This window comes from Rhizobium atlanticum, assembly GCF_030182485.1.
Lineage (GTDB): Bacteria > Pseudomonadota > Alphaproteobacteria > Rhizobiales > Rhizobiaceae > Rhizobium.
On sequence record NZ_JAQJCJ010000007.1, the window covers coordinates 267,011 to 285,448 of the forward strand.

Here is an 18,438-nt window from a genome sequence, read left to right on the forward strand (position 1 = left end):
GTTCGTTCTCAGGGTTCAGTCGAGACGCATGTCGATGCCGCACTTCGACATATAGTGCTTCGCCTCGCCGACGGTATAGGTGCCGAAGTGGAAGATCGATGCGGCGAGCACGGCATTGGCATGGCCTTCCTTCACCCCGGCGACGAGATCGTCGAGGTCGCCGACGCCGCCGGATGCGATGACCGGCACACGCACAGCATCGGCAATCGCCCGCGTCAGCTCCAGGTCGTAGCCGGCCTTGGTGCCGTCGCGGTCCATGGAGGTAACGAGCAGTTCGCCGGCCCCGCGCGCCACCATTTTCTGAGCGAATTCGATAGCATCGATGCCGGTCGCGTTGCGGCCGCCATGCGTATAGATTTCCCAGGCGCTGAGATTGTCGCCGCCGACCGCTTGCGTGCGTCGGCGCTTGGCGTCGATCGAGACGATGATGCACTGGTCACCGAACTTGTCGGCCGCTTCAGTGACGAAATCAGGATTGCTGACGGCCGCCGAGTTGATCGACACCTTGTCGGCGCCGCACAGCAGGAGCTTGCGGATGTCGGCGATGGTTCTGACCCCGCCTCCGACAGTCAGCGGCATGAAGCATTGATCGGCCGTGCGCGACACGACATCGAAAATCGTCTCGCGATTGTCCGAGGACGCGGTGATGTCGAGGAAGCAGAGCTCGTCGGCGCCGGCCGCGTCATAAGCCTTCGCCGCTTCGACGGGATCGCCGGCATCGACGAGATTGAGAAAGTTGACGCCCTTGACGACGCGGCCGTCCTTGACGTCGAGGCAGGGAATGACACGAGCCTTGAGGGTCATTATGCGGTCTCCTTCGCCCTGTTGGCCTTGATCAGCGCCAGCGCTTCCTTGGGGTCGATACGCCCGTCGTAAAGCGCCCGGCCTGAAATCGCCCCTTCCAGCTTCTGCGCGTCGGGCTGCAGCATGCGCTTGATATCTTCGATGGAGGCAAGGCCGCCCGAAGCGACGACGGGAATGGAGACGGCATCGGCGAGTTCCAGAGTCGAGCTCCAGTTGATGCCGGTCAGGATGCCGTCGCGGTCGATATCGGTGTAGATGATCGCGGCAACGCCGGCGCCCTCGAATTTCCGGGCAAGCTCGACAATGCCGAGTTCCGAAGCTTCAGCCCAACCCTCGACGGCCACTTTGCCGCCTTTGGCATCGATGCCGACGGCAACCTGGTCCGGAAATTTCCGGCAGGCCTCGATCACCAGATCAGGATTTCTGACCGCGACGGTGCCGAGGATGACCCGCCGCAACCCACGCGACAGCCAGGCTTCGATGTGGTCGAGGGTGCGGATGCCGCCGCCGAGCTGCACCGGATTTTTTGTCGCCTTCAGGATCGCCTCGACGGCGTCGCCATTGGCCGAATGTCCCGCGAAGGCGCCATCGAGATCGACCACGTGCAGCCATTCGAAACCCTGGTCTTCGAAGGACTTCGCCTGGGCGGCGGGATCGGTGTTGTAAACCGTCGCCTGTTGCATGTCGCCGAGCTTCAGGCGAACGCATTGGCCGCCCTTCAGATCGATCGCGGGAAAAAGGATCATGTCGTCTTACGTCCGTAGAGTGATCGCTGCCATCAGCGCATTCCACGCATCTACGATATCCGAGTGGAAAAAGACAGCGGCAATGGCGGCCGCGCTCAAAAGCAGCAGAAGCAAAAGGATGGCGATGAAGCCCGCACGCACCTGCCGCCAGAAACCGAGGCGCTTCTTCACCGATTTCTCGATCTCCCGCACCCGCCGCAGGGCGTCGCTGTTGACGGCGGCGAGCCGGATCTCAGGCTCCATCGCTTCCACATAGGTCTCGGCATAGCTCGAAAGAATCTGCGAGGCGCGATCGCGCAGCGTATTGCGCAGGTCAGTGGAGAGATAATTGCTGGAAACTGCGGCAAGCTCGGCCTCATTGGGCGAACGGCCGGCATTCCGCTTTCGATAGCTGACGACGAAATCGCGCTTATGCCGCTCGTAAAGGGCGTAGGCAAGCAGGCCGATCAGATCGTCTTCGCCTTCGATATAGAATTCCAGCACGGCTTCGGTGATATCGCCGGCATTGATCCCATTGGCGCGCAGCTGCGAATTCTCGTTGCCGCCAAGAAATTCATGAATCATCGGTCCAGCCTTTCCTTCAATGCCTTGGCCGCATTGGAAAGCGCTCTTCTATGGAGGGCTTCGTCGACACGGCGAATGATCGTCCCGTCGGGAAGCCGGATGTCCGAGAAGGGAGGCAGACCCTCTCTGGAGGGTCTCAGCATATAGAACACCTTGCCTGATTTCCGCGAAGCCGGCATCGAGCGCACTCCTGTTCGGCTCTTTTCATAAAGAGGAAATAAGGCGGAGGTATTATGGGTTCCAGCGCAGGAAATTGGCGATCAGGGCGAGGCCGAGCTTCTGGCTCTTTTCCGGGTGAAACTGGGCCCCCACCATGTTGTCGCGCCCGACGAGGGCGGTCATCGGTCTGCCATAATCGACGGTCGCAATGACATCCTCGGCATTTTCGGCGGCAAGATGGTAGGAATGGACGAAATAGGCATGCAGCCCCTGCGGCCCGGTGGGAATGCCGTCGAAGAGCGGATGCTCGCGCTTCAGGTCGAGCGTGTTCCAGCCGATCTGCGGAATCTTCAAGGCGGGATCGTCAGGCGTCATCTCGATGACGTCGCCTGGGATCCAGCCGAAGCCGTGTGTCACGGTCTTCTCCAGACCGCGCGACGACATCAGTTGCATGCCGACGCAGATGCCGAGGAAAGGCCGCGCCTTGTTCTCGACAGCCTCGATCAGCACTTCGTTCATGCCGGGCACGGCGTCCAGTCCGCGCCGGCAATCGGCATATGCGCCGACGCCGGGCAGCACGATACGATCGGCCGCAGCAACGTCCTCCGCCTTATCGGTGAGATCGATATGGGCATTGATGCCCGCCTCCCGCGCGGCCCGCTCGAAAGCCTTGGTCGCCGAGCGCAGATTGCCGGAGCCATAGTCGATAATCGCGACGCGCATCGTCAGCGTCCTCCATCAAAACCAAAGAGATCAAGCGATGTTGCTTGGCCGCGCAGGCTGTTTGCACCGGGCTTGTTCTGCCAATCCGGTGCGACCGTATCGTCACTGCTCGCAGGGACTGTCTTGTCCGCAAAATAGACCTGCTCGGCGATATCGAGCGTATCGGCTGCAATGAGGGCGTCCTCGTTCCAGCCCTTGGCGGCAAGATGGCGGATGCGAAAGTTCTGGCCTTCGAGACCGACCACTATATTCACGCCCAGCATGATCGCCGCGCCCGCCGGCCCCAGACCGGGTTCGTCCATCAGTGCGCCGCCGATTCCCTGCAGGAGAAACGCCGCGGCCGCATGCATCCATAGCCGGTGCACCAGAAGCCAAACCCATGGAAACAGGAAGCCGAGCCAGGTGAAGCCGTCGCGAATAGTGCGCACCTCATCGGTCGCTGGGTTCGCACCGGGCGGTGTCAGGAAAATATAGCTGGAGGTCATTGTCGCCGCTCCCTGAGGGGCTCAGACGAGCGTGCCCTTCGTCGAGGGAACACGGCCCGCCTGTCTCGGATCGATCTCTGTCGCCGTGCGCAATGCGCGCGCGACCGCCTTGAAGCATGTCTCGGCAATATGGTGGTTGTTGGCGCCATAATGATTGAGAATATGCAAGGTGATGCCGGCGTTCTGGGCGAGCGCCTGGAAAAATTCGCGCACGAGTTCCGTGTCAAAGGTGCCGATCTTCGGTGCGCTGAAGGCGACATTCCAGACGAGGAACGGCCGACCCGAAAGATCGACAGCCGCCTTGGTCATCGTCTCGTCCATAGCGAGATCGATCGAAGCGTAGCGTGTGATGCCCCGGCGGTCGCCAAGCGCCTTCGAGATCGCCTGGCCGATCGCAATACCGGTATCCTCGACCGTGTGATGATCATCGATATGCAGGTCACCCTTGGCTTCGATTTCCATGTCGATGAGCGAATGCCGCGAAAGTTGATCGAGCATATGGTCGAAGAAGCCGACGCCGGTCGAAATCTTCGATTTGCCGGTGCCGTCGAGATTAACGGAAACGGAAATCGACGTCTCGTTGGTCTTGCGGGCAACGCTGCCGGTACGGCTTGCTGCGGTCTCGGCCATCTGGCCCTCCATCGGAATAAGGCCGTTCCTTATCAGGCGCATCGGCAAATATCCAGAAGCCGGGCAGGAGAAAAGCCCGCCCATTTGCAATCAGCTCCGGCCGGCTTACATAGGGTTCAACAAGGACCGGTTTGCGGTCTCGTGTAAAGGCCCGCCTCATGGGCAGACAGGTGTTTTATGACAACAATCATTACAGTTCGAAAAGGCGGCAAGGTGGTGATGGCGGGCGATGGCCAGGTGAGCCTCGGCCAGACCGTGATGAAGGGCAATGCCCGCAAGGTCCGGCGCATCGGCAAGGGCGAGGTCATCGCCGGTTTCGCCGGCGCCACGGCCGACGCTTTCACCCTGCTCGAAAGGCTTGAAAAGAAGCTGGAACAATATCCCGGTCAGCTGATGCGCGCCGCCGTCGAGCTCGCCAAGGACTGGCGCACCGACAAATACCTGCGTAATCTCGAAGCCATGATGCTCGTCGCCGACAAGTCGATCACCCTGGCAATCACCGGCAATGGCGATGTTCTGGAGCCCGAACATGGCACGACGGCGATCGGTTCTGGCGGCAATTTTGCCTTCGCCGCCGCTCGTGCACTGATGGATACCGACAAATCGGCCGAAGAGATCGCGCGGCGCGCCCTCGATATCGCCGCCGACATCTGCGTCTACACCAACCACAATATCGTGGTCGAATTGCTGGACGTCGAAAGCTGAATCCCGGCCTTCCGGCTGCTGCCGCGGCTGACCCGTCGCGGCGCGACAACGATGAATTGCGGCCGGGCGTTGATGGCTCCGGACCGCCAGGAGAATGATACGCAATGACGACCTTTTCCCCCCGCGAGATCGTTTCCGAACTCGATCGCTACATCATCGGCCAGCATGATGCCAAACGCGCCGTCGCGATTGCGCTGCGCAACCGCTGGCGTCGCCAGCAGCTCGACCCGAGCCTGCGCGACGAAGTCATGCCGAAAAACATCCTGATGATCGGTCCGACCGGTGTCGGTAAAACGGAGATTTCCCGCCGTCTGGCAAAACTCGCCGGCGCGCCTTTCATCAAGGTCGAAGCCACGAAGTTCACCGAAGTCGGCTATGTCGGCCGTGATGTCGAGCAGATCATCCGCGATCTGGTCGAGGTCGGCATCGGCCTGGTGCGCGAGAAGAAGCGGGCCGAGGTGCAGGCCAAGGCGCATGTGAGCGCCGAGGAGCGTGTGCTCGATGCGCTGGTCGGCACCACCGCTTCGCCCGCCACCCGCGAAAGTTTCCGCAAGAAGCTCAGGGACGGTGAGCTCGACGACAAGGAAATCGATATCGAGGTGGCCGATGCCGGCTCCGGCATGGGCGGCTTTGAAATACCCGGGATGCCGGGCGCCAATATCGGCGTGCTCAACCTGTCGGAAATGTTCGGCAAGGCAATGGGCGGACGCACTAAGAAGGTGCGCACGACGGTCAAGGCTTCCTATACCGATCTGATTCGCGATGAATCCGACAAGCTGATCGACAACGAGGTGATCCAGCGCGAGGCCGTCCGCTCTACCGAAAATGACGGCATCGTCTTCCTCGACGAGATCGACAAGATCGCCGCCCGCGACGGCGGCATGGGTGCCGGCGTTTCACGCGAAGGTGTCCAGCGCGACCTGCTGCCGCTCGTCGAAGGCACGACGGTCTCGACCAAATACGGGCCTGTGAAGACGGACCATATCCTCTTCATCGCCTCTGGCGCCTTCCATGTCTCCAAACCCTCGGATCTCTTGCCGGAGCTGCAGGGCCGCCTGCCGATCCGCGTCGAGCTGCGCCCGCTGAACAAGGAGGATTTCCGCCGGATCCTGACAGAGACCGAAGCGAGCCTCATCCGCCAGTACCGGGCGCTGATGGAAACCGAAAATCTGAACCTCGATTTCACCGAGGACGCGATCGACGCGCTGGCTGATGTCGCCGTGCATTTGAACTCCTCGGTCGAGAATATCGGTGCGCGCCGTCTGCAGACGGTGATGGAGCGGGTTCTGGACGATATTTCCTACAATGCGCCGGATCGGGCAGGGGCAGCCATCACGATCGATGCAGCCTATGTGCGCGAACATGTCGGCGATCTCGCGCAGAATACCGACCTGTCACGCTTCATTCTGTGATATCGGCGCACCGGCTCGTGGCTTTACCGATGTGAATGCCGCATTCTGTTGACCTCGACTATCGACAGCGGGCCTTTTCCTTTTTAGTGAAGGCCCGTTTTGTTTTCCGCTACGGCTTTATTCGGCCAAGATTCTGGTCCAGTCAGCCGCATCGCGAACAGGACGATGAACGGACGGGATAGCGGATCGTGCGACGCCTTTTGACAAGCCTTTTGATTGCCGTTGCCCTGGTGAATTCGGCGCCGGCCTTCGCCATGCAGACGGTGCCGGCCGGCAATCGCCACGCTGAGCAGCCCGATATTCCCGGCGCGTCCGTCCGCCGCACCAAGGGCACCAAGAGCAGCTTCGATCTGAAATATGAGAAGGTCCATGAGCTTCTTGCGACCGATCGCGAGCTGATGGCCAAGATCCGCAAGGTCTCCAGCGCTTACGGCATCAATCCCATCCATGTCGTCGGCGCGATCGTTGGCGAACATACCTATAATGTCGACGCTTACGACAGGCTGCAGGCCTATTATGTCAAAGCCGCTTCCTATGCCGGGGAAAGTTTCCGCTTCGCCTATGACGGCGAAAACGTCGACGATTTCGTGGCGCGGCCGCAATTTGCGCAGTGCAAGGGCAAGAATGATTCCTACACGCTCTGGTCCTGCCGGGAAGATGTCTGGGAAAGCGATTTCCGCGGCAAGACCGTGGGTGGCGAGAGCTTCCCCAACAACCGCTTCAGTGCGGTCTTCTTTCAGCCTTTCTATGCCGGCCAGACCTTCGGCCTCGGTCAGGTCAATCCGCTGACGGCGTTGATGCTCTCCGATCTCGTCAGCCGCGTCTCCGGCTATCCGAAGCTGAACGAGAAGAATGCCGGCGACGTCTATAAGGCGATCATGGATCCAGATATCTCGCTCGCCTTCGTCGCGGCCTCGATCCGCCGGTCGATCGACGACTACAAGGAGATTGCCGGCATGGATATCTCGGGCAATCCCGGCCTGACGGCGACGCTGTATAATGTCGGCAATTCCCGCCAGCGTGCCACAGCCCTTGCGGCGAAAAACCGCTCTTCCGGTGCGACCGTTTGGCCTGAAGAGAATTATTACGGCTGGCTGATCAACGACAAGCTGGACGAACTCAAGGGCCTGCTCTAGCTTCAAGCTTGCCGGGAAGGCGTCGCTCTTCCCCGAAAGGCTTTGACGATGGACATGCGTCCGGATCCCTTCGTTCCGCCGGCACCGCTGCCGCGCACTGTGCCGCCGAGCCGGCTGGATATCATCCGAATCATCCTGCGCAACCCGCTCGAACTCTGGGGCGAGCCCTCCTATACGCTACCCTGGATCAAGACGAGTTTCTTCGGGCAACACACCCTCATCGTCAACGATCCCGGCTTCATCAAGCACGTGCTGGTCGACAATGCCGCCAATTACCGCATGTCCGACATTCGCCAGCTGGTGTTGCGGCCAATCTTGCGTGACGGGTTGTTGACGGCGGAAGGCCAGGTCTGGAAGCGATCGCGAAAGGCGGTCGCGCCAGTCTTCACGCCGCGCCACGCCAAGGGCTTTGCCGGCCAGATGCTGCGGCAATCGGAAGATTTCGTCCGCAAATACGAGAACGGCGAGGCGGCTGGTCAAATTTTCGACATTGCCACCGACATGACCGATTTGACCTTTGCTATCCTTGCCGAAACGCTCTTCTCCGGCGAAATCATCTCGTCGAGCGGCCATTTCGCCGATGACGTCAACCAGCTTCTCCACCGGATGGGCCGCGTCGACCCGATGGACCTGCTGCGCGCGCCCTCCTGGGTGCCACGCCTGACCCGTATCGGCGGTCAGAAGGTGCTGGAAAAATTCAGGGCTATCGTCCGCGATACCATGGATGTGCGTCTGGCGAAGATGAAGGCCGATCGCGCCGCCGCACCGGAGGATTTTCTGACGCTGCTCCTGGAACAGGCAGGTCCGGATGGCCTGACCAAGGAGGAGATCGAGGACAATATCCTGACTTTCATCGGAGCCGGCCACGAGACGACGGCGCGTGCGCTTGCCTGGACACTTTATTGTGTGGCCAACAGCCCGCATATTCGTGAGGCGATGGAGACGGAGATCGATGCCGTCCTGGCGACTGGAGCCGAACCAGTGGAATGGCTGGATCTGATGCCGGTGACGCGGGCGGCCTTCGAAGAGGCCCTCAGACTTTACCCGCCGGCTCCTTCGATCAATCGCGCCGCCATAGCCGATGACCTCTGGACGAATGCCAAGGGCGAAAAGGTCGAAATACCGGCGGATATTACCGTGCTGATCATGCCGTGGACGCTGCATCGCCACGAACTTTATTGGGAAAAGCCGCGCGCCTATATGCCGGAGCGCTTCCTGCCGGAAAACCGCGGCAGCATCGGCCGGTATCAGTTTCTGCCGTTCGGCGCCGGCCCGCGCGTCTGCATCGGCGCGACCTTCGCGCTGCAGGAGGCGGTGATCGCACTGGCCGTGATGATGCGCCGTTTCCGTTTCGATCAGACGGCAACCACCAACCCTTGGCCGGTGCAGAAGCTGACGACTCAGCCGCAGAACGGGCTTCCCATGCGCGTGACGTCGCGCATAATTTCCGGAACGGCATAAATCTTTCGAACTATTGCGGAATTGACTGTGAATGAAAGCCGGGCAAAGTGGCAGCATTCACAGGCGCTGCCAGGGAGAATACGCATGAGCCGCATTGATAAGAACGGTCTTGCCATCGAAACCGTCCTTCACGATTTCCTGACGCAGGAGGTTCTGCCGGGTCTGGCGATCGATGTGGACAGATTCTTTGCCGATTTTTCGGCGATCGTTCACGATCTCGCCCCGCGCAATCGCGCACTGCTGGCCAAACGCGACGAGCTGCAGACGAAGATTGATGACTGGTATCGCCAGCATGGCGCCCCGTCGGATATGGACGACTATCAATCCTTTCTCCGTAGCATCGGCTACCTTCTGCCGGAAGGATCGGACTTCCAGGTCTCGACCGAAAACGTCGATCCCGAGATCGCCTCGATCGCCGGTCCGCAGCTCGTCGTTCCCGTGATGAATGCCCGCTACGCTTTGAACGCCGCCAACGCTCGCTGGGGCTCGCTCTATGATGCGCTCTATGGCACCGACGCCATTCCCGAGAGCGACGGCGCCGAGAAGGGTAAGGGGTATAATCCGAAGCGCGGCGAAAAGGTCATCGCCTGGGTGCGAGATTTCCTCGATACGGCGACGCCGCTGCAGGACGGCAGCTGGAAGGATGTCGGCAGCTTCGCCGTCAAGGACGGAATGCTCGTCGTCAGATCGGTGGACGGCGAGCAGACAATGCTCAGAGACGGCCGGCATTTTGCCGGCTATCGCGGCGATGCCACCATGCCGAGCCATATTCTCCTGAAGAACAACGGCATCCATATCGATATCGTTATCGACCCGACGACAGCGATCGGTAAGGCCGATCCGGCCCATATTTCCGATGTCTGGCTGGAATCGGCGATCACCACGATCATGGACTGCGAGGATTCGATTGCAGCCGTCGACGCCGAAGACAAGGTGATCGTCTATCGCAACTGGCTCGGCTTGATGAAGGGCGATCTGCAGGAAGAGGTGGCAAAGGGCGGAACGACCTTCATCCGCAAGCTCAACCCGGATCTGGACTATACGGGCCCGGATGGCGCTTCGTTCGAGGTGCATCGCCGTTCGTTGATGCTGGTGCGCAATGTTGGCCACCTGATGACCAATCCCGCGATCCTCGACAAGGACGGCAACGAAGTGCCCGAGGGCATCATGGATGCCATCATCACTGCCCTGATCGCGCTTTACGATATCGGTCCCGCCGGCCGGAAGAAGAATTCCCGCACCGGCTCCATGTATGTGGTGAAGCCGAAGATGCATGGGCCAGAAGAGGTCGCCTTCGCCGTCGAGATTTTCTCCCGGGTCGAAGACGCGCTCGGCATGGCGCGCAACACCATCAAGATGGGCATCATGGACGAGGAGCGGCGCACAACGGTCAATCTCAAGGAGTGCATTCGTGCCGCCCGCGAGCGCGTCGTCTTCATCAACACCGGTTTCCTCGACCGCACCGGCGACGAGATCCATACTTCGATGGAAGCCGGTCCGATGATTCGCAAGGGCGATATGCGCCAGGCAGCGTGGATATCGGCCTATGAGAACTGGAACGTTGATATCGGTCTGGAATGCGGCCTTTCCGGCCACGCCCAAATCGGCAAGGGCATGTGGGCGATGCCGGATCTGATGGCGGCGATGCTGGAACAGAAGATCGCCCATCCCAAGGCCGGCGCGAACACCGCCTGGGTGCCGTCGCCGACGGCCGCAACCCTGCATGCCACCCATTATCACCGCGTCAACGTCGCCCGGGTTCAGCAGGGGCTGAAGGACCGGGCTCGCAAAAAGCTTTCCGACATTCTCTCCGTGCCGGTTGCGGTGCGGCCGAACTGGACTCCCGAGGAAATCCAGCGGGAACTCGACAACAATGCCCAGGGTATCCTCGGTTACGTCGTGCGCTGGGTCGATCAGGGCGTCGGTTGCTCGAAAGTGCCCGACATCAACAATATCGGCCTGATGGAGGATCGCGCCACGTTGCGCATTTCGGCCCAGCACATGGCGAATTGGCTGCATCACAAAGTCGTCACCGAAGCTCAGATCGTCGAAACGATGAAACGCATGGCTGCCATCGTCGATCGACAGAACGAATCCGATCCGGCCTACCGGCCGATGGCGGCCAATTTCGATGATTCGATCGCCTTCCAGGCCGCCCTCGATCTCGTCCGGAAGGGCAGGGAGCAACCGAACGGCTATACCGAACCGGTGCTTCACCGCCGCCGCCTCGAGCTCAAGGCGAAACAATCGGTGTAACCGAGAATACGAAAAAGCCGCCGGAACGACAGTCCGGCGGCCCTTTTTATACCGAATTCGGTATCTAGCCTACTGGATGACGATGACCTTGGAGGTCCCCTTGCCGGGGCGGACGCGGCTGTAGAGGTCGATGACGTCCTGGTTCATCAGGCGAATGCAGCCCGAGGAAGCGGCGGTGCCGATCGAAGCCCATTCCGGCGTGCCGTGCAGGCGGAACAGGGTGTCCTTGCCGTCGTCGTTGAAGAGATACATGGCGCGCGCGCCGAGCGGATTGCTGAGACCGGGGCCCATGCCCTCCTCGACGTATTTGGCGACGTCGGGGCGGCGTTCAGCCATTTCCTTCGGCGGGTGCCAGGTCGGCCATTCCTGTTTCCAGGCGACATAGGCAGTGCCGGCCCATGCGAAGCCCTGCTTGCCGACGCCGATGCCGTAGCGCATCGCCTTGCCGTTCGGCAGGATGTAATAGAGGAAGCGCTCGCGCGTATTGACGATGATGGTGCCTGGACGCTCGGTGGTCTGGTAGCTGACGACCTGGCGGCGGAACTGCGGCTTGACCCTGTCGATCGGGATCGCCGGCAGGGAGTATCCGGCGTCCTTCGTCACGCCATAGGCGTCGTTGAAGATTTGAGCTGTCTGTACCGTCGGGCCTGCGCCCTTGTCGTCGACGGATGCGCTTTCGGAATTGGTGGAGCAGCCGGCCAGTGCGAGTGTCGTCAGCAGGCCAAATACAGGGAATGCGTTGCGGATGCGCATAGATAACTCTTGAAGTTTTCGGGCGAGGAGAACAGTCTTTCGACCATCGTTGATTATGGTTTATTTTCGATTAACTTGCGCTTTGCAAGACTGCTTCGGCGCGAGGAATCCGTCTGCCGCGCAAATTAAAAGCGCATGGTTTTTTTGCAACAACACACCCGGCTCGGCGATGGTTATCCATGACGATTTTGAGCGTTTACAATAACAATCCGTTAATCGATGGCCGGCAATCGGACAGGGCCATGATGGTGCGGCGCGGAACGCAGATATTGCTGCACGAAATGCGCCATGCGGTGCTGCCGGAACTGCCGCTCGCCAGCGGCCGCCGCGCCGATCTGATCACGCTTTCGGAAAAGGGCGAAGTTTGGATCATCGAAATCAAGACATCGATCGAGGATTTCCGGGTGGATCGCAAATGGCCCGAATACAGGCTGCATTGCGACCGCCTGTTCTTTGCGACTCATGAAGGTGTGCCGCTTGACATCTTTCCCGAGGAATGCGGGCTCTTCCTCTCAGATGGCTATGGCGCCCATATGATCCGCGAGGCGCCGGAACACCGCATGGCACCGGCCACGCGCAAATCTGTCACGCTCAGTTTCTCGCGCGCCGCTGCGCAAAGGTTGATGATGGCCGAATGGGCGAACGGAAAACCATTCACTGTGGATGATGTCTGACGAAGGTTTCTTCTATTTCGGCGCGCGTTTGGCAAGTATGCGCTGCAGCGTTCGCCGATGCATGTTGAGCCGACGTGCTGTTTCCGAGACATTGCGCTCGCACATCTCGTAGACCCGCTGGATGTGTTCCCAGCGCACCCGATCGGCCGACATCGGATTCTCCGGCAGCTCGGCCTTTTCGCCCGGCCGTTGCGTCAGCGCTGAAAAGACCTCGTCGGCATCCGCGGGCTTGGCCAGATAATCGACGGCTCCGAGTTTTACGGCCGTCACCGCTGTTGCGATATTGCCGTAGCCGGTCAGCACGATGATCCGGGTATCGTCGCGCCGCTGCCGGATCGCTTCGATGACGTCGAGGCCGTTGCCGTCGCCGAGGCGAAGGTCGACCACCGCATATTTCGGCGGCCTGCCTTTCGATTTCGCAACGCCTTCCGCCACTGATTCGGCCGTCTCCACCTCGAAACCGCGCGTCTCCATCGCCCGTGCGAGACGGCGCAGGAAGGGCCCGTCGTCGTCGACGATCAGCAGGCTGGCGTCGGGCCCGATATGGTCTTCATCCGGTGCGGCGAAATTTCCATGATTCTGTTCTGTCATCGTCTCGGGTCCCGGCGGTTGCGCCTGATCCTGGGCAACCGTTTCTCATTCTACTTATGCCCACAAACTCATTTTGTCGAATTTGCGTCGATCAGCATTCGCGGCCATTCGATGCGGATGCGCGCGCCGGCTCTTTCCGGCTCTCGGTTCTCGAAAACCAGCGATGCGCCCGAGCGCTCCAGCAGTGTCTTGGCGATGAAAAGTCCGAGCCCGAGGCCGCCGGCCGTATCTTCCTTCTGCCGCTTGGTCACATAGGGCTCGCCGATGCGCGTCAGGATGTCAGGCGAGTAACCATTGCCGTCGTCTTCGATGACGATCAATACTTTGTCTTGATCATGCTCGACGGTCACGGTCACTTTCTCCCTGGCATAATCGACGGCATTTTCGATGAGGTTTCCGAGCCCGTACATGATGCCGGCATTGCGATCGGTGACCGGCTCGCTCTTGCGCGGGCTCTTCTCGATGAGCTCGAGTGTGATGCCGAATTCCCGGTGCGGTGCGACAACTTCTTCGATCATGGAGGAAAGCGGCAGCCGGCGCATATGCGCCTCTCCTTCGGAGGAGAGCGTCGTCAGCCGCCGCAGAATGTCACGGCAGCGTTCGCTCTGGCTTCGCAGCAGCATGACATCCTCGCGAAAGCGATCATCATCCTTGAGCTCGCGCTCCATTTCCTTGGCGACGACGCTGATCGTGGCAAGCGGCGTGCCGAGTTCATGAGCGGCGGCCGCAGCCAGACCGTCCAGCTGCGAAAGATGCTTTTCCCGCTGTAGCACCAGTTCGGTCGCGGCGAGCGCATCGGCAAGCTGGCTCGCTTCCATCGAGACGCGATAGGCATAGAAGGCGGCGAAGGCCATGGTCGAGGCGATCGAGCACCAGACGCCGAACTGCATGACATTATGGACATTGATCTCGACGCCGTCGAACCAGGGCAGCGGGAAAGGCGAAAAGGCAAGCACTGTAATGCAGACCATGGCAAAGCCGATCAGTGCCGTGCTGTAGCGGATTGGCTGTGAGGCGAAAGAGATGATGACGGGCACGCAGACGAGTGCGGCGAACGGATTGGCGAGGCCGCCCGTGATGAAGAGCAGCGCGCAAAGCTGCAGAAGATCGAAGCCGAGCAAAGCGAAGGCGGCCGGCGGCTCCAGCCGATGCGTCGGCGGATAGCGGATTGTCAGGTAGAAATTCACCCAGGCAAGGGCGGCGATCAGCAAAGAGCTGGCGATCAGCGGCAAGGGAAATTTCAGCCAGAAGGCGACGATGAACACCGTCAGTGCCTGGCCGCCGACCGCAAGCCAGCGAAGCCGCACCAACGTCTGTAGCCGCAGCCTGCGGCTGCTGTGCCGGTCTTCCAGCGTATGGCTTTCGGTCTTGTCGATGACACCGGGCTTGTCGATCATTCCGGAGCTCCTTGATGGCTCTCATGTACCACGTGGTTTTGCCCGTGTCGTCGGCAGCGCCTCTTCCGGCCGCTCCGGCCAGGGGTGGCGGGGATAGCGTCCACGCATCTCGGCGCGCACGTCCTTCCATGAGCCCACCCAGAAGCCGGGCAGGTCGCGTGTCGTCTGGATCGGCCGGTGCGCCGGTGACGTCAGCTCCAGGAGTAGCGGCAGGCGGCCTCCGGCGACCGCCGGATGCTGCTTGAGCCCGAACAGCTCCTGCACGCGGATCGTCAGGACCGGCTCCTCGCCTTCATATTGGATGGGATGTTTTTGACCGGTCGGCGCTTCGAAATGCGTTGGCGCAAGCCGGCTAAGATCGCGCTGCAGCTCGTGTGGTACCAACGACATCAGGCCGTTCGAAAGCCCGGCCGCAGAAACCTCGGAAAGGCTACGGGCGTCCTCCTGGAAGGGAGCGAACCAATCTTCCAGCCGAGAAAGCAGAGCATCGTCGCTGACATCGGGCCAGGGATCACCGATCGTCCGATGAAGAAAACCGATCCGTTCGCGAAGCTGCATGGCCTCCTTTGAGAAGGCGAGCTGATCAAGCCCCAATTCGCGCACGCCCTCTATCAGCGCCTGAGTGACGGCGGCTCCGGAAGGACGCGGCAAGGGCGTCTCTTCGAAGACGATTGCGCCAAGCCGAGTTGCCCGCCGCGCCCGCACCTGCCGGCTTTGCCGGTCGAAGAATATCTGGTCATCGGTTCTGATCTCGCCAGGCAGTTCGGCTTCGATATCCGCACGTGTCACTTCCGCCGCCGCCAGAATCCGCCCCTGCGCCGCGCGCCCGGTGAGATCGGCGATGACGAGCATCTGGCTGCCGGCGAGCCGCTCGGTCTCCGGCAGTTCCGCTCCCCGCCCGTTCACCATGACGAATCGCCCGCGCCCCCCGCGCTGAAGCGCGATCCGATCTGGGAATGCGTGCAGCAGCAGCTGACCCGCCAATACGGGTGCGGCTGTTGTGACGGGATCGAGGCCGGCGGCCAGCCGCCCCGCCAGCCGCCGCGAGGCGTCGGCTCTGTCACCGCGCTCGGCTTTGAATCGCCGCAGCCGGTCGTCAATGTCGATGCTCGATCCGCCAAGCCCCTGTTCGGTCAGGAGCACGGCAATCATCGCCGCCTCCCGGGCATGGCCCGATTCGCCTGATGAGACGACCATGGCGGCAAGTCGCGGCGGCAAAGCGAGATCGCGCATCATCTTGCCACGGGCAGTCAACGCGCCATCCTTGTCGAGCGCTCCGAGCTGACCGAGCAGCGCCCGCGCTTCCTTAAGCGTCGTTTCCGGCGGCAGATCGACGAAGGCAAGGGATGCGGGATCCTGGACCCCCCAATGCGCGAGATCGAGCACCAGGCCGGAGAGGTCGCTGGAGAGGATCTGCGGCGGTGTGAAAGCCGGCAGTGCCGCCGTCTGCCCCTGGTGCCACAGCCGGATGGCGATGCCGGGCTCGGTTCGTCCCGCGCGGCCGGCCCGCTGATCGGCCGAGGCTCGCGACACCCGCACCGTCTCGAGCCGCGTAATCCCGGTCGAGGCCTCGAAGACCGGCAGACGCTGCAATCCGCTGTCGATCACGATCCTAACACCGTCGATGGTGATCGATGTTTCGGCGATCGAGGTGGCAAGAACGATCTTGCGCATTCCCTTGGGCGCCGGGCGAATCGCTGCATCCTGCTCCTTCTGGCTAAGATTGCCATAGAGAGGGGCAATCAAGGTTTCGGGCCCGAATCGCCCCTGCAGGCGCTCCACGGTGCGCGTGATTTCCGCCTGGCCGGGCAGGAAGGCGAGGATAGAGCCGTCCTCATCGGCGTGAGCCTCGATAATCACCCGCGAGACGGCGTCCTCGATGCGCTCGCCGCCGGCCCGGTCCTGATAGCGGATATCGATCGGAAAGCTGCGTCCCAGGCTCTCGATGATAGGCGGGTTATCGAGCAGGGCGGCCACACGCTCCACGTCGAGCGTCGCCGACATCACCAGGACGCGCAGATCCTCGCGCAACGCTGACTGCACGTCGAGCGCCAGCGCCAGCCCGAAATCGGCATCGAGCGACCGCTCATGGAATTCGTCGAAAAGCACGGTCGAGACGCCGGTCAGTTCCGGATCGTCGAGGATCATCCTGGCGAAAACCCCTTCTGTCACCACTTCGACCCGGGTCGCCGCCGATATCCTGCTGTCGAGGCGCATACGGTAGCCGATCGTTTCGCCCACCTTTTCGCCGATGAGCGACGCCATCCGGCTGGCTGCGGCTCGCGCCGCTAGCCGCCGCGGTTCGAGCAGGATGATCTTGCCGTCGCCGCGCCAGGGCTGATCGAGCAGGTAGAGCGGCACCAGCGTCGTCTTGCCGGCGCCGGGTGGCGCGGAAAGAACGGCGCGTCGCTGCTCGGCCAACGCCGCCGCGACGGCTGGCAGGACATGCGAAACCGGAAGCTCCGGCAATGATGCACTGATCGTCACTTGCGGCCCGCCACCGTCTCATAGGCAAGGATGGCGCCGGCGAGATCCTCGAGTGCTGCGCCGACCGATTTGAACAGCGTAATCTCCTCATCATGGCTTCGTCCGCCATGCACGCCGCTGACGAGTTCAGCAAGCTCCGATTGGATATCGTTCATGTCAAGCACGCCGCTTTTAATCGGCTGAACGATATCGCCGGCCTCGCTGGTGGCGCCAGCGCGGGTATCGACATGGACCGAAGCGCGGCGAATGGCTTCGTCGTCGCTTTCGCGCATGCTCGGTTTGAAGGCGCCGACGAGGTCGAGATGTGCGCCCGGCTTCAGCCATTCGCCCGATACCAGCGGTTCGCTGGAAAGTGTGGCGCAGGAAATGATGTCGGCCGTCCGTGCCGCCGCTTCCCTGTCGGTGACGGCTCTAGCATCGAGGCCCAGCACTCGCGCTTCCGCCGCGATCTTCTCCGCCGCCTGCGCGTTGCGTCCCCAGATCCTGTATCTCTTTATGGGCCGGGTCGTGCCGTGGGCGAGCATCAGGTTGAGCGACAGCCGCCCGGTTCCGCAGACGAGCATTTCCTCCGCATTCGGGCGAGCGAGATAACGGCCGGCGAGCGCCGATGCCGCTGCTGTCCGCCGCGCCGTCAGCTCGGCGCCGTCAATCACGGCCAGCATCTCGCCGGTCGCGCCTGAGGAAAGAAGATAGGTCCCTGAAATTGCCGGCAGGCTTCGCTGTGCATTGCCGGGAAAGACCGAAACCATCTTCACCCCGGCATAACGCCCGGGAACCCAGGCCGGCATCAGAAGCAGCGTTGCGCTCTCTTCACCGGGTACGTCCATCTCGTGGTGATGTCGCACCGGCATCACGCATTCGCTCGCAAACATGGCGGCGATCGCTTCGATCAGCTCGGGCCAGGGCAGGGCCGCGCGCGTCTGTTCTTCGTTGAGGACAAGCATTCTTCACTCCGCCGGATCGTTGTTCCAGCCAAATTAGCGAGGGGCGTACGTGAGACGCAAGCGCCCTGGAATTACAGCTGCAGGCTTCCCATATAGGTCATGACAGCGCCTTCGAAGCGATTTGTCCGAGATTCGGTTAAGACAGGCCCTCAGAACTGCCCAATCGGGCGGCAATTTTGCGGGTTTTCAAAGACCGAAACAAAAAGCTAAGCAAAATCAGCCTGTTACAAAAATGTCAAAAAACTTTTGGAATGGCTGTTGACTTAGAAAAGGGGGTGGGATTATAAGCCCACTCACTGACGAGGGCGGCGGCGCTGCTGGCGACGAAGTCTCTCGTTCTTAAGAAACTCAAGCGAATTGGCGGATTGCTGGTTTGTTGCTTCGGGCTTAGGTTTGGAGCGGGTTTTGGTGACGGCTTTTGGTCGTCTGTTATTTGACAATTGAAGATTGGAAGAAAGAGAAACGTGGGCGGCGGAGCTTGCGGGATCTGAGAGATTGGATCCTTTGAAAG

General features: G+C 61.1%; 19 protein-coding genes. 6 read left to right on the forward strand and 13 right to left on the reverse strand.

The annotated features are described in order from the left end of the window. Positions 1-15: 15 nt before the first annotated feature. From hisF to hisB, 7 genes are read right to left on the reverse strand one after another with little or no spacing between them, the layout of a single operon-like run. Complete coding sequence (hisF, locus tag PH551_RS13095; protein ID WP_285193312.1) at positions 16-804, reverse strand: imidazole glycerol phosphate synthase subunit HisF; 789 nt, start codon at positions 802-804, stop codon at positions 16-18. Beyond that, positions 804-1,550 (reverse strand): 1-(5-phosphoribosyl)-5-[(5-phosphoribosylamino)methylideneamino]imidazole-4-carboxamide isomerase, encoded by a 747-nt coding sequence (gene hisA, locus PH551_RS13100; RefSeq protein ID WP_285193313.1) that lies wholly within the window; start codon positions 1,548-1,550, stop codon positions 804-806. The genes hisF and hisA overlap by 1 nt, the downstream gene beginning before the upstream one ends. 6 nt (positions 1,551-1,556) lie before the next feature. Further along, complete coding sequence (locus PH551_RS13105; protein ID WP_285193314.1) at positions 1,557-2,114, reverse strand: hypothetical protein; 558 nt, start codon at positions 2,112-2,114, stop codon at positions 1,557-1,559. Next, entirely contained in the window at positions 2,111-2,293 is a 183-nt protein-coding gene (locus tag PH551_RS13110; protein ID WP_085776456.1) for a hypothetical protein, read from the reverse strand. Before PH551_RS13110 ends, PH551_RS13105 begins: the two co-directional genes overlap by 4 nt. 52 nt (positions 2,294-2,345) lie before the next feature. Further along, positions 2,346-2,996: an imidazole glycerol phosphate synthase subunit HisH gene (gene hisH / locus PH551_RS13115; protein ID WP_285193315.1), complete on the reverse strand. Its 651-nt coding sequence runs from the start codon at positions 2,994-2,996 to the stop codon at positions 2,346-2,348. A gap of 2 nt (positions 2,997-2,998) precedes the next feature. Beyond that, a complete protein-coding gene (locus PH551_RS13120; protein ID WP_285193317.1) occupies positions 2,999-3,481 on the reverse strand; it encodes a DUF2628 domain-containing protein in 483 nt (160 codons plus the stop codon). Between the two features lie 21 nt (positions 3,482-3,502). Further along, complete coding sequence (gene hisB / locus PH551_RS13125; RefSeq protein ID WP_097601349.1) at positions 3,503-4,111, reverse strand: imidazoleglycerol-phosphate dehydratase HisB; 609 nt, start codon at positions 4,109-4,111, stop codon at positions 3,503-3,505. A gap of 177 nt (positions 4,112-4,288) precedes the next feature. Here hisB and hslV point away from each other — a divergent pair, with 177 nt between their 5' ends. From hslV to PH551_RS13150, 5 genes are all read left to right on the forward strand, one after another. Next, positions 4,289-4,816 (forward strand): ATP-dependent protease subunit HslV, encoded by a 528-nt coding sequence (gene hslV, locus PH551_RS13130; protein WP_064800163.1) that lies wholly within the window; start codon positions 4,289-4,291, stop codon positions 4,814-4,816. Positions 4,817-4,920: 104 nt separating this feature from the next. Then, positions 4,921-6,228: an ATP-dependent protease ATPase subunit HslU gene (gene hslU / locus PH551_RS13135; RefSeq protein ID WP_064708200.1), complete on the forward strand. Its 1,308-nt coding sequence runs from the start codon at positions 4,921-4,923 to the stop codon at positions 6,226-6,228. Positions 6,229-6,416: 188 nt separating this feature from the next. Continuing rightward, complete coding sequence (locus PH551_RS13140; protein ID WP_285193318.1) at positions 6,417-7,364, forward strand: DUF1402 family protein; 948 nt, start codon at positions 6,417-6,419, stop codon at positions 7,362-7,364. A gap of 48 nt (positions 7,365-7,412) precedes the next feature. Further along, entirely contained in the window at positions 7,413-8,825 is a 1,413-nt protein-coding gene (locus PH551_RS13145; protein WP_285193319.1) for a cytochrome P450, read from the forward strand. 84 nt (positions 8,826-8,909) lie between these two features. Further along, positions 8,910-11,081 (forward strand): malate synthase G, encoded by a 2,172-nt coding sequence (locus tag PH551_RS13150; RefSeq protein WP_285193320.1) that lies wholly within the window; start codon positions 8,910-8,912, stop codon positions 11,079-11,081. Between the two features lie 69 nt (positions 11,082-11,150). Here PH551_RS13150 and PH551_RS13155 read toward each other — a convergent pair whose 3' ends face one another. Next, the gene (locus tag PH551_RS13155; RefSeq protein WP_011423457.1) at positions 11,151-11,834 is read right to left on the reverse strand and encodes a L,D-transpeptidase; all 684 of its coding nucleotides are present in this window, start codon (positions 11,832-11,834) and stop codon (positions 11,151-11,153) included. Positions 11,835-12,013: 179 nt separating this feature from the next. On the opposite strand from PH551_RS13155, the gene PH551_RS13160 reads away from it, so the two are divergent. Continuing rightward, a complete protein-coding gene (locus tag PH551_RS13160; RefSeq protein ID WP_011423458.1) occupies positions 12,014-12,508 on the forward strand; it encodes an MmcB family DNA repair protein in 495 nt (164 codons plus the stop codon). Positions 12,509-12,520: 12 nt separating this feature from the next. On the opposite strand, the gene PH551_RS13165 is transcribed toward PH551_RS13160, so the two are convergent. From PH551_RS13165 to PH551_RS13185, 5 genes are all read right to left on the reverse strand, one after another. Beyond that, on the reverse strand, positions 12,521-13,099 hold the full coding sequence (locus tag PH551_RS13165; RefSeq protein ID WP_285193321.1) for an ActR/PrrA/RegA family redox response regulator transcription factor: 579 nt from the start codon (positions 13,097-13,099) through the stop codon (positions 12,521-12,523). A 68-nt stretch (positions 13,100-13,167) separates the two neighbouring features. Further along, positions 13,168-14,496, reverse strand: coding sequence for an ActS/PrrB/RegB family redox-sensitive histidine kinase (locus tag PH551_RS13170; RefSeq protein WP_085776464.1), 1,329 nt, complete (start codon positions 14,494-14,496; stop codon positions 13,168-13,170). Between the two features lie 21 nt (positions 14,497-14,517). Beyond that, positions 14,518-16,983, reverse strand: a complete 2,466-nt coding sequence (gene hrpB / locus PH551_RS13175; RefSeq protein ID WP_285193323.1) for an ATP-dependent helicase HrpB — start codon at positions 16,981-16,983, stop codon at positions 14,518-14,520. Then, positions 16,980-17,927, reverse strand: coding sequence for a bifunctional Delta(1)-pyrroline-2-carboxylate/Delta(1)-piperideine-2-carboxylate reductase (gene lhpI, locus PH551_RS13180; protein WP_285193324.1), 948 nt, complete (start codon positions 17,925-17,927; stop codon positions 16,980-16,982). Before lhpI ends, hrpB begins: the two co-directional genes overlap by 4 nt. Before the next feature lie 293 nt (positions 17,928-18,220). After that, the coding region (locus PH551_RS13185; protein ID WP_285192699.1) for a hypothetical protein at positions 18,221-18,438 on the reverse strand (218 nt) is incomplete at its 5' end.

Excerpts from the sequence above, each read along its gene's own strand:
- hisA (WP_285193313.1), bottom strand. The coding sequence starts at position 1,550 with ATGATCCTTTTTCCCGCGATCGATCTGAAGGGCGGCCAATGCGTTCGC.
- PH551_RS13160 (WP_011423458.1), top strand. The coding sequence starts at position 12,014 with ATGACGATTTTGAGCGTTTACAATAACAATCCGTTAATCGATGGCCGG.
- hisF (WP_285193312.1), bottom strand. The coding sequence starts at position 804 with ATGACCCTCAAGGCTCGTGTCATTCCCTGCCTCGACGTCAAGGACGGC.
- PH551_RS13120 (WP_285193317.1), bottom strand. The coding sequence starts at position 3,481 with ATGACCTCCAGCTATATTTTCCTGACACCGCCCGGTGCGAACCCAGCG.
- hisH (WP_285193315.1), bottom strand. The coding sequence starts at position 2,996 with ATGCGCGTCGCGATTATCGACTATGGCTCCGGCAATCTGCGCTCGGCG.
- PH551_RS13110 (WP_085776456.1), bottom strand. The coding sequence starts at position 2,293 with ATGCCGGCTTCGCGGAAATCAGGCAAGGTGTTCTATATGCTGAGACCC.
- hslV (WP_064800163.1), top strand. The coding sequence starts at position 4,289 with ATGACAACAATCATTACAGTTCGAAAAGGCGGCAAGGTGGTGATGGCG.
- PH551_RS13170 (WP_085776464.1), bottom strand. The coding sequence starts at position 14,496 with ATGATCGACAAGCCCGGTGTCATCGACAAGACCGAAAGCCATACGCTG.
- lhpI (WP_285193324.1), bottom strand. The coding sequence starts at position 17,927 with ATGCTTGTCCTCAACGAAGAACAGACGCGCGCGGCCCTGCCCTGGCCC.
- PH551_RS13145 (WP_285193319.1), top strand. The coding sequence starts at position 7,413 with ATGGACATGCGTCCGGATCCCTTCGTTCCGCCGGCACCGCTGCCGCGC.
- PH551_RS13105 (WP_285193314.1), bottom strand. The coding sequence starts at position 2,114 with ATGATTCATGAATTTCTTGGCGGCAACGAGAATTCGCAGCTGCGCGCC.
- PH551_RS13150 (WP_285193320.1), top strand. The coding sequence starts at position 8,910 with ATGAGCCGCATTGATAAGAACGGTCTTGCCATCGAAACCGTCCTTCAC.
- hisB (WP_097601349.1), bottom strand. The coding sequence starts at position 4,111 with ATGGCCGAGACCGCAGCAAGCCGTACCGGCAGCGTTGCCCGCAAGACC.
- PH551_RS13165 (WP_285193321.1), bottom strand. The coding sequence starts at position 13,099 with ATGACAGAACAGAATCATGGAAATTTCGCCGCACCGGATGAAGACCAT.
- hslU (WP_064708200.1), top strand. The coding sequence starts at position 4,921 with ATGACGACCTTTTCCCCCCGCGAGATCGTTTCCGAACTCGATCGCTAC.
- PH551_RS13155 (WP_011423457.1), bottom strand. The coding sequence starts at position 11,834 with ATGCGCATCCGCAACGCATTCCCTGTATTTGGCCTGCTGACGACACTC.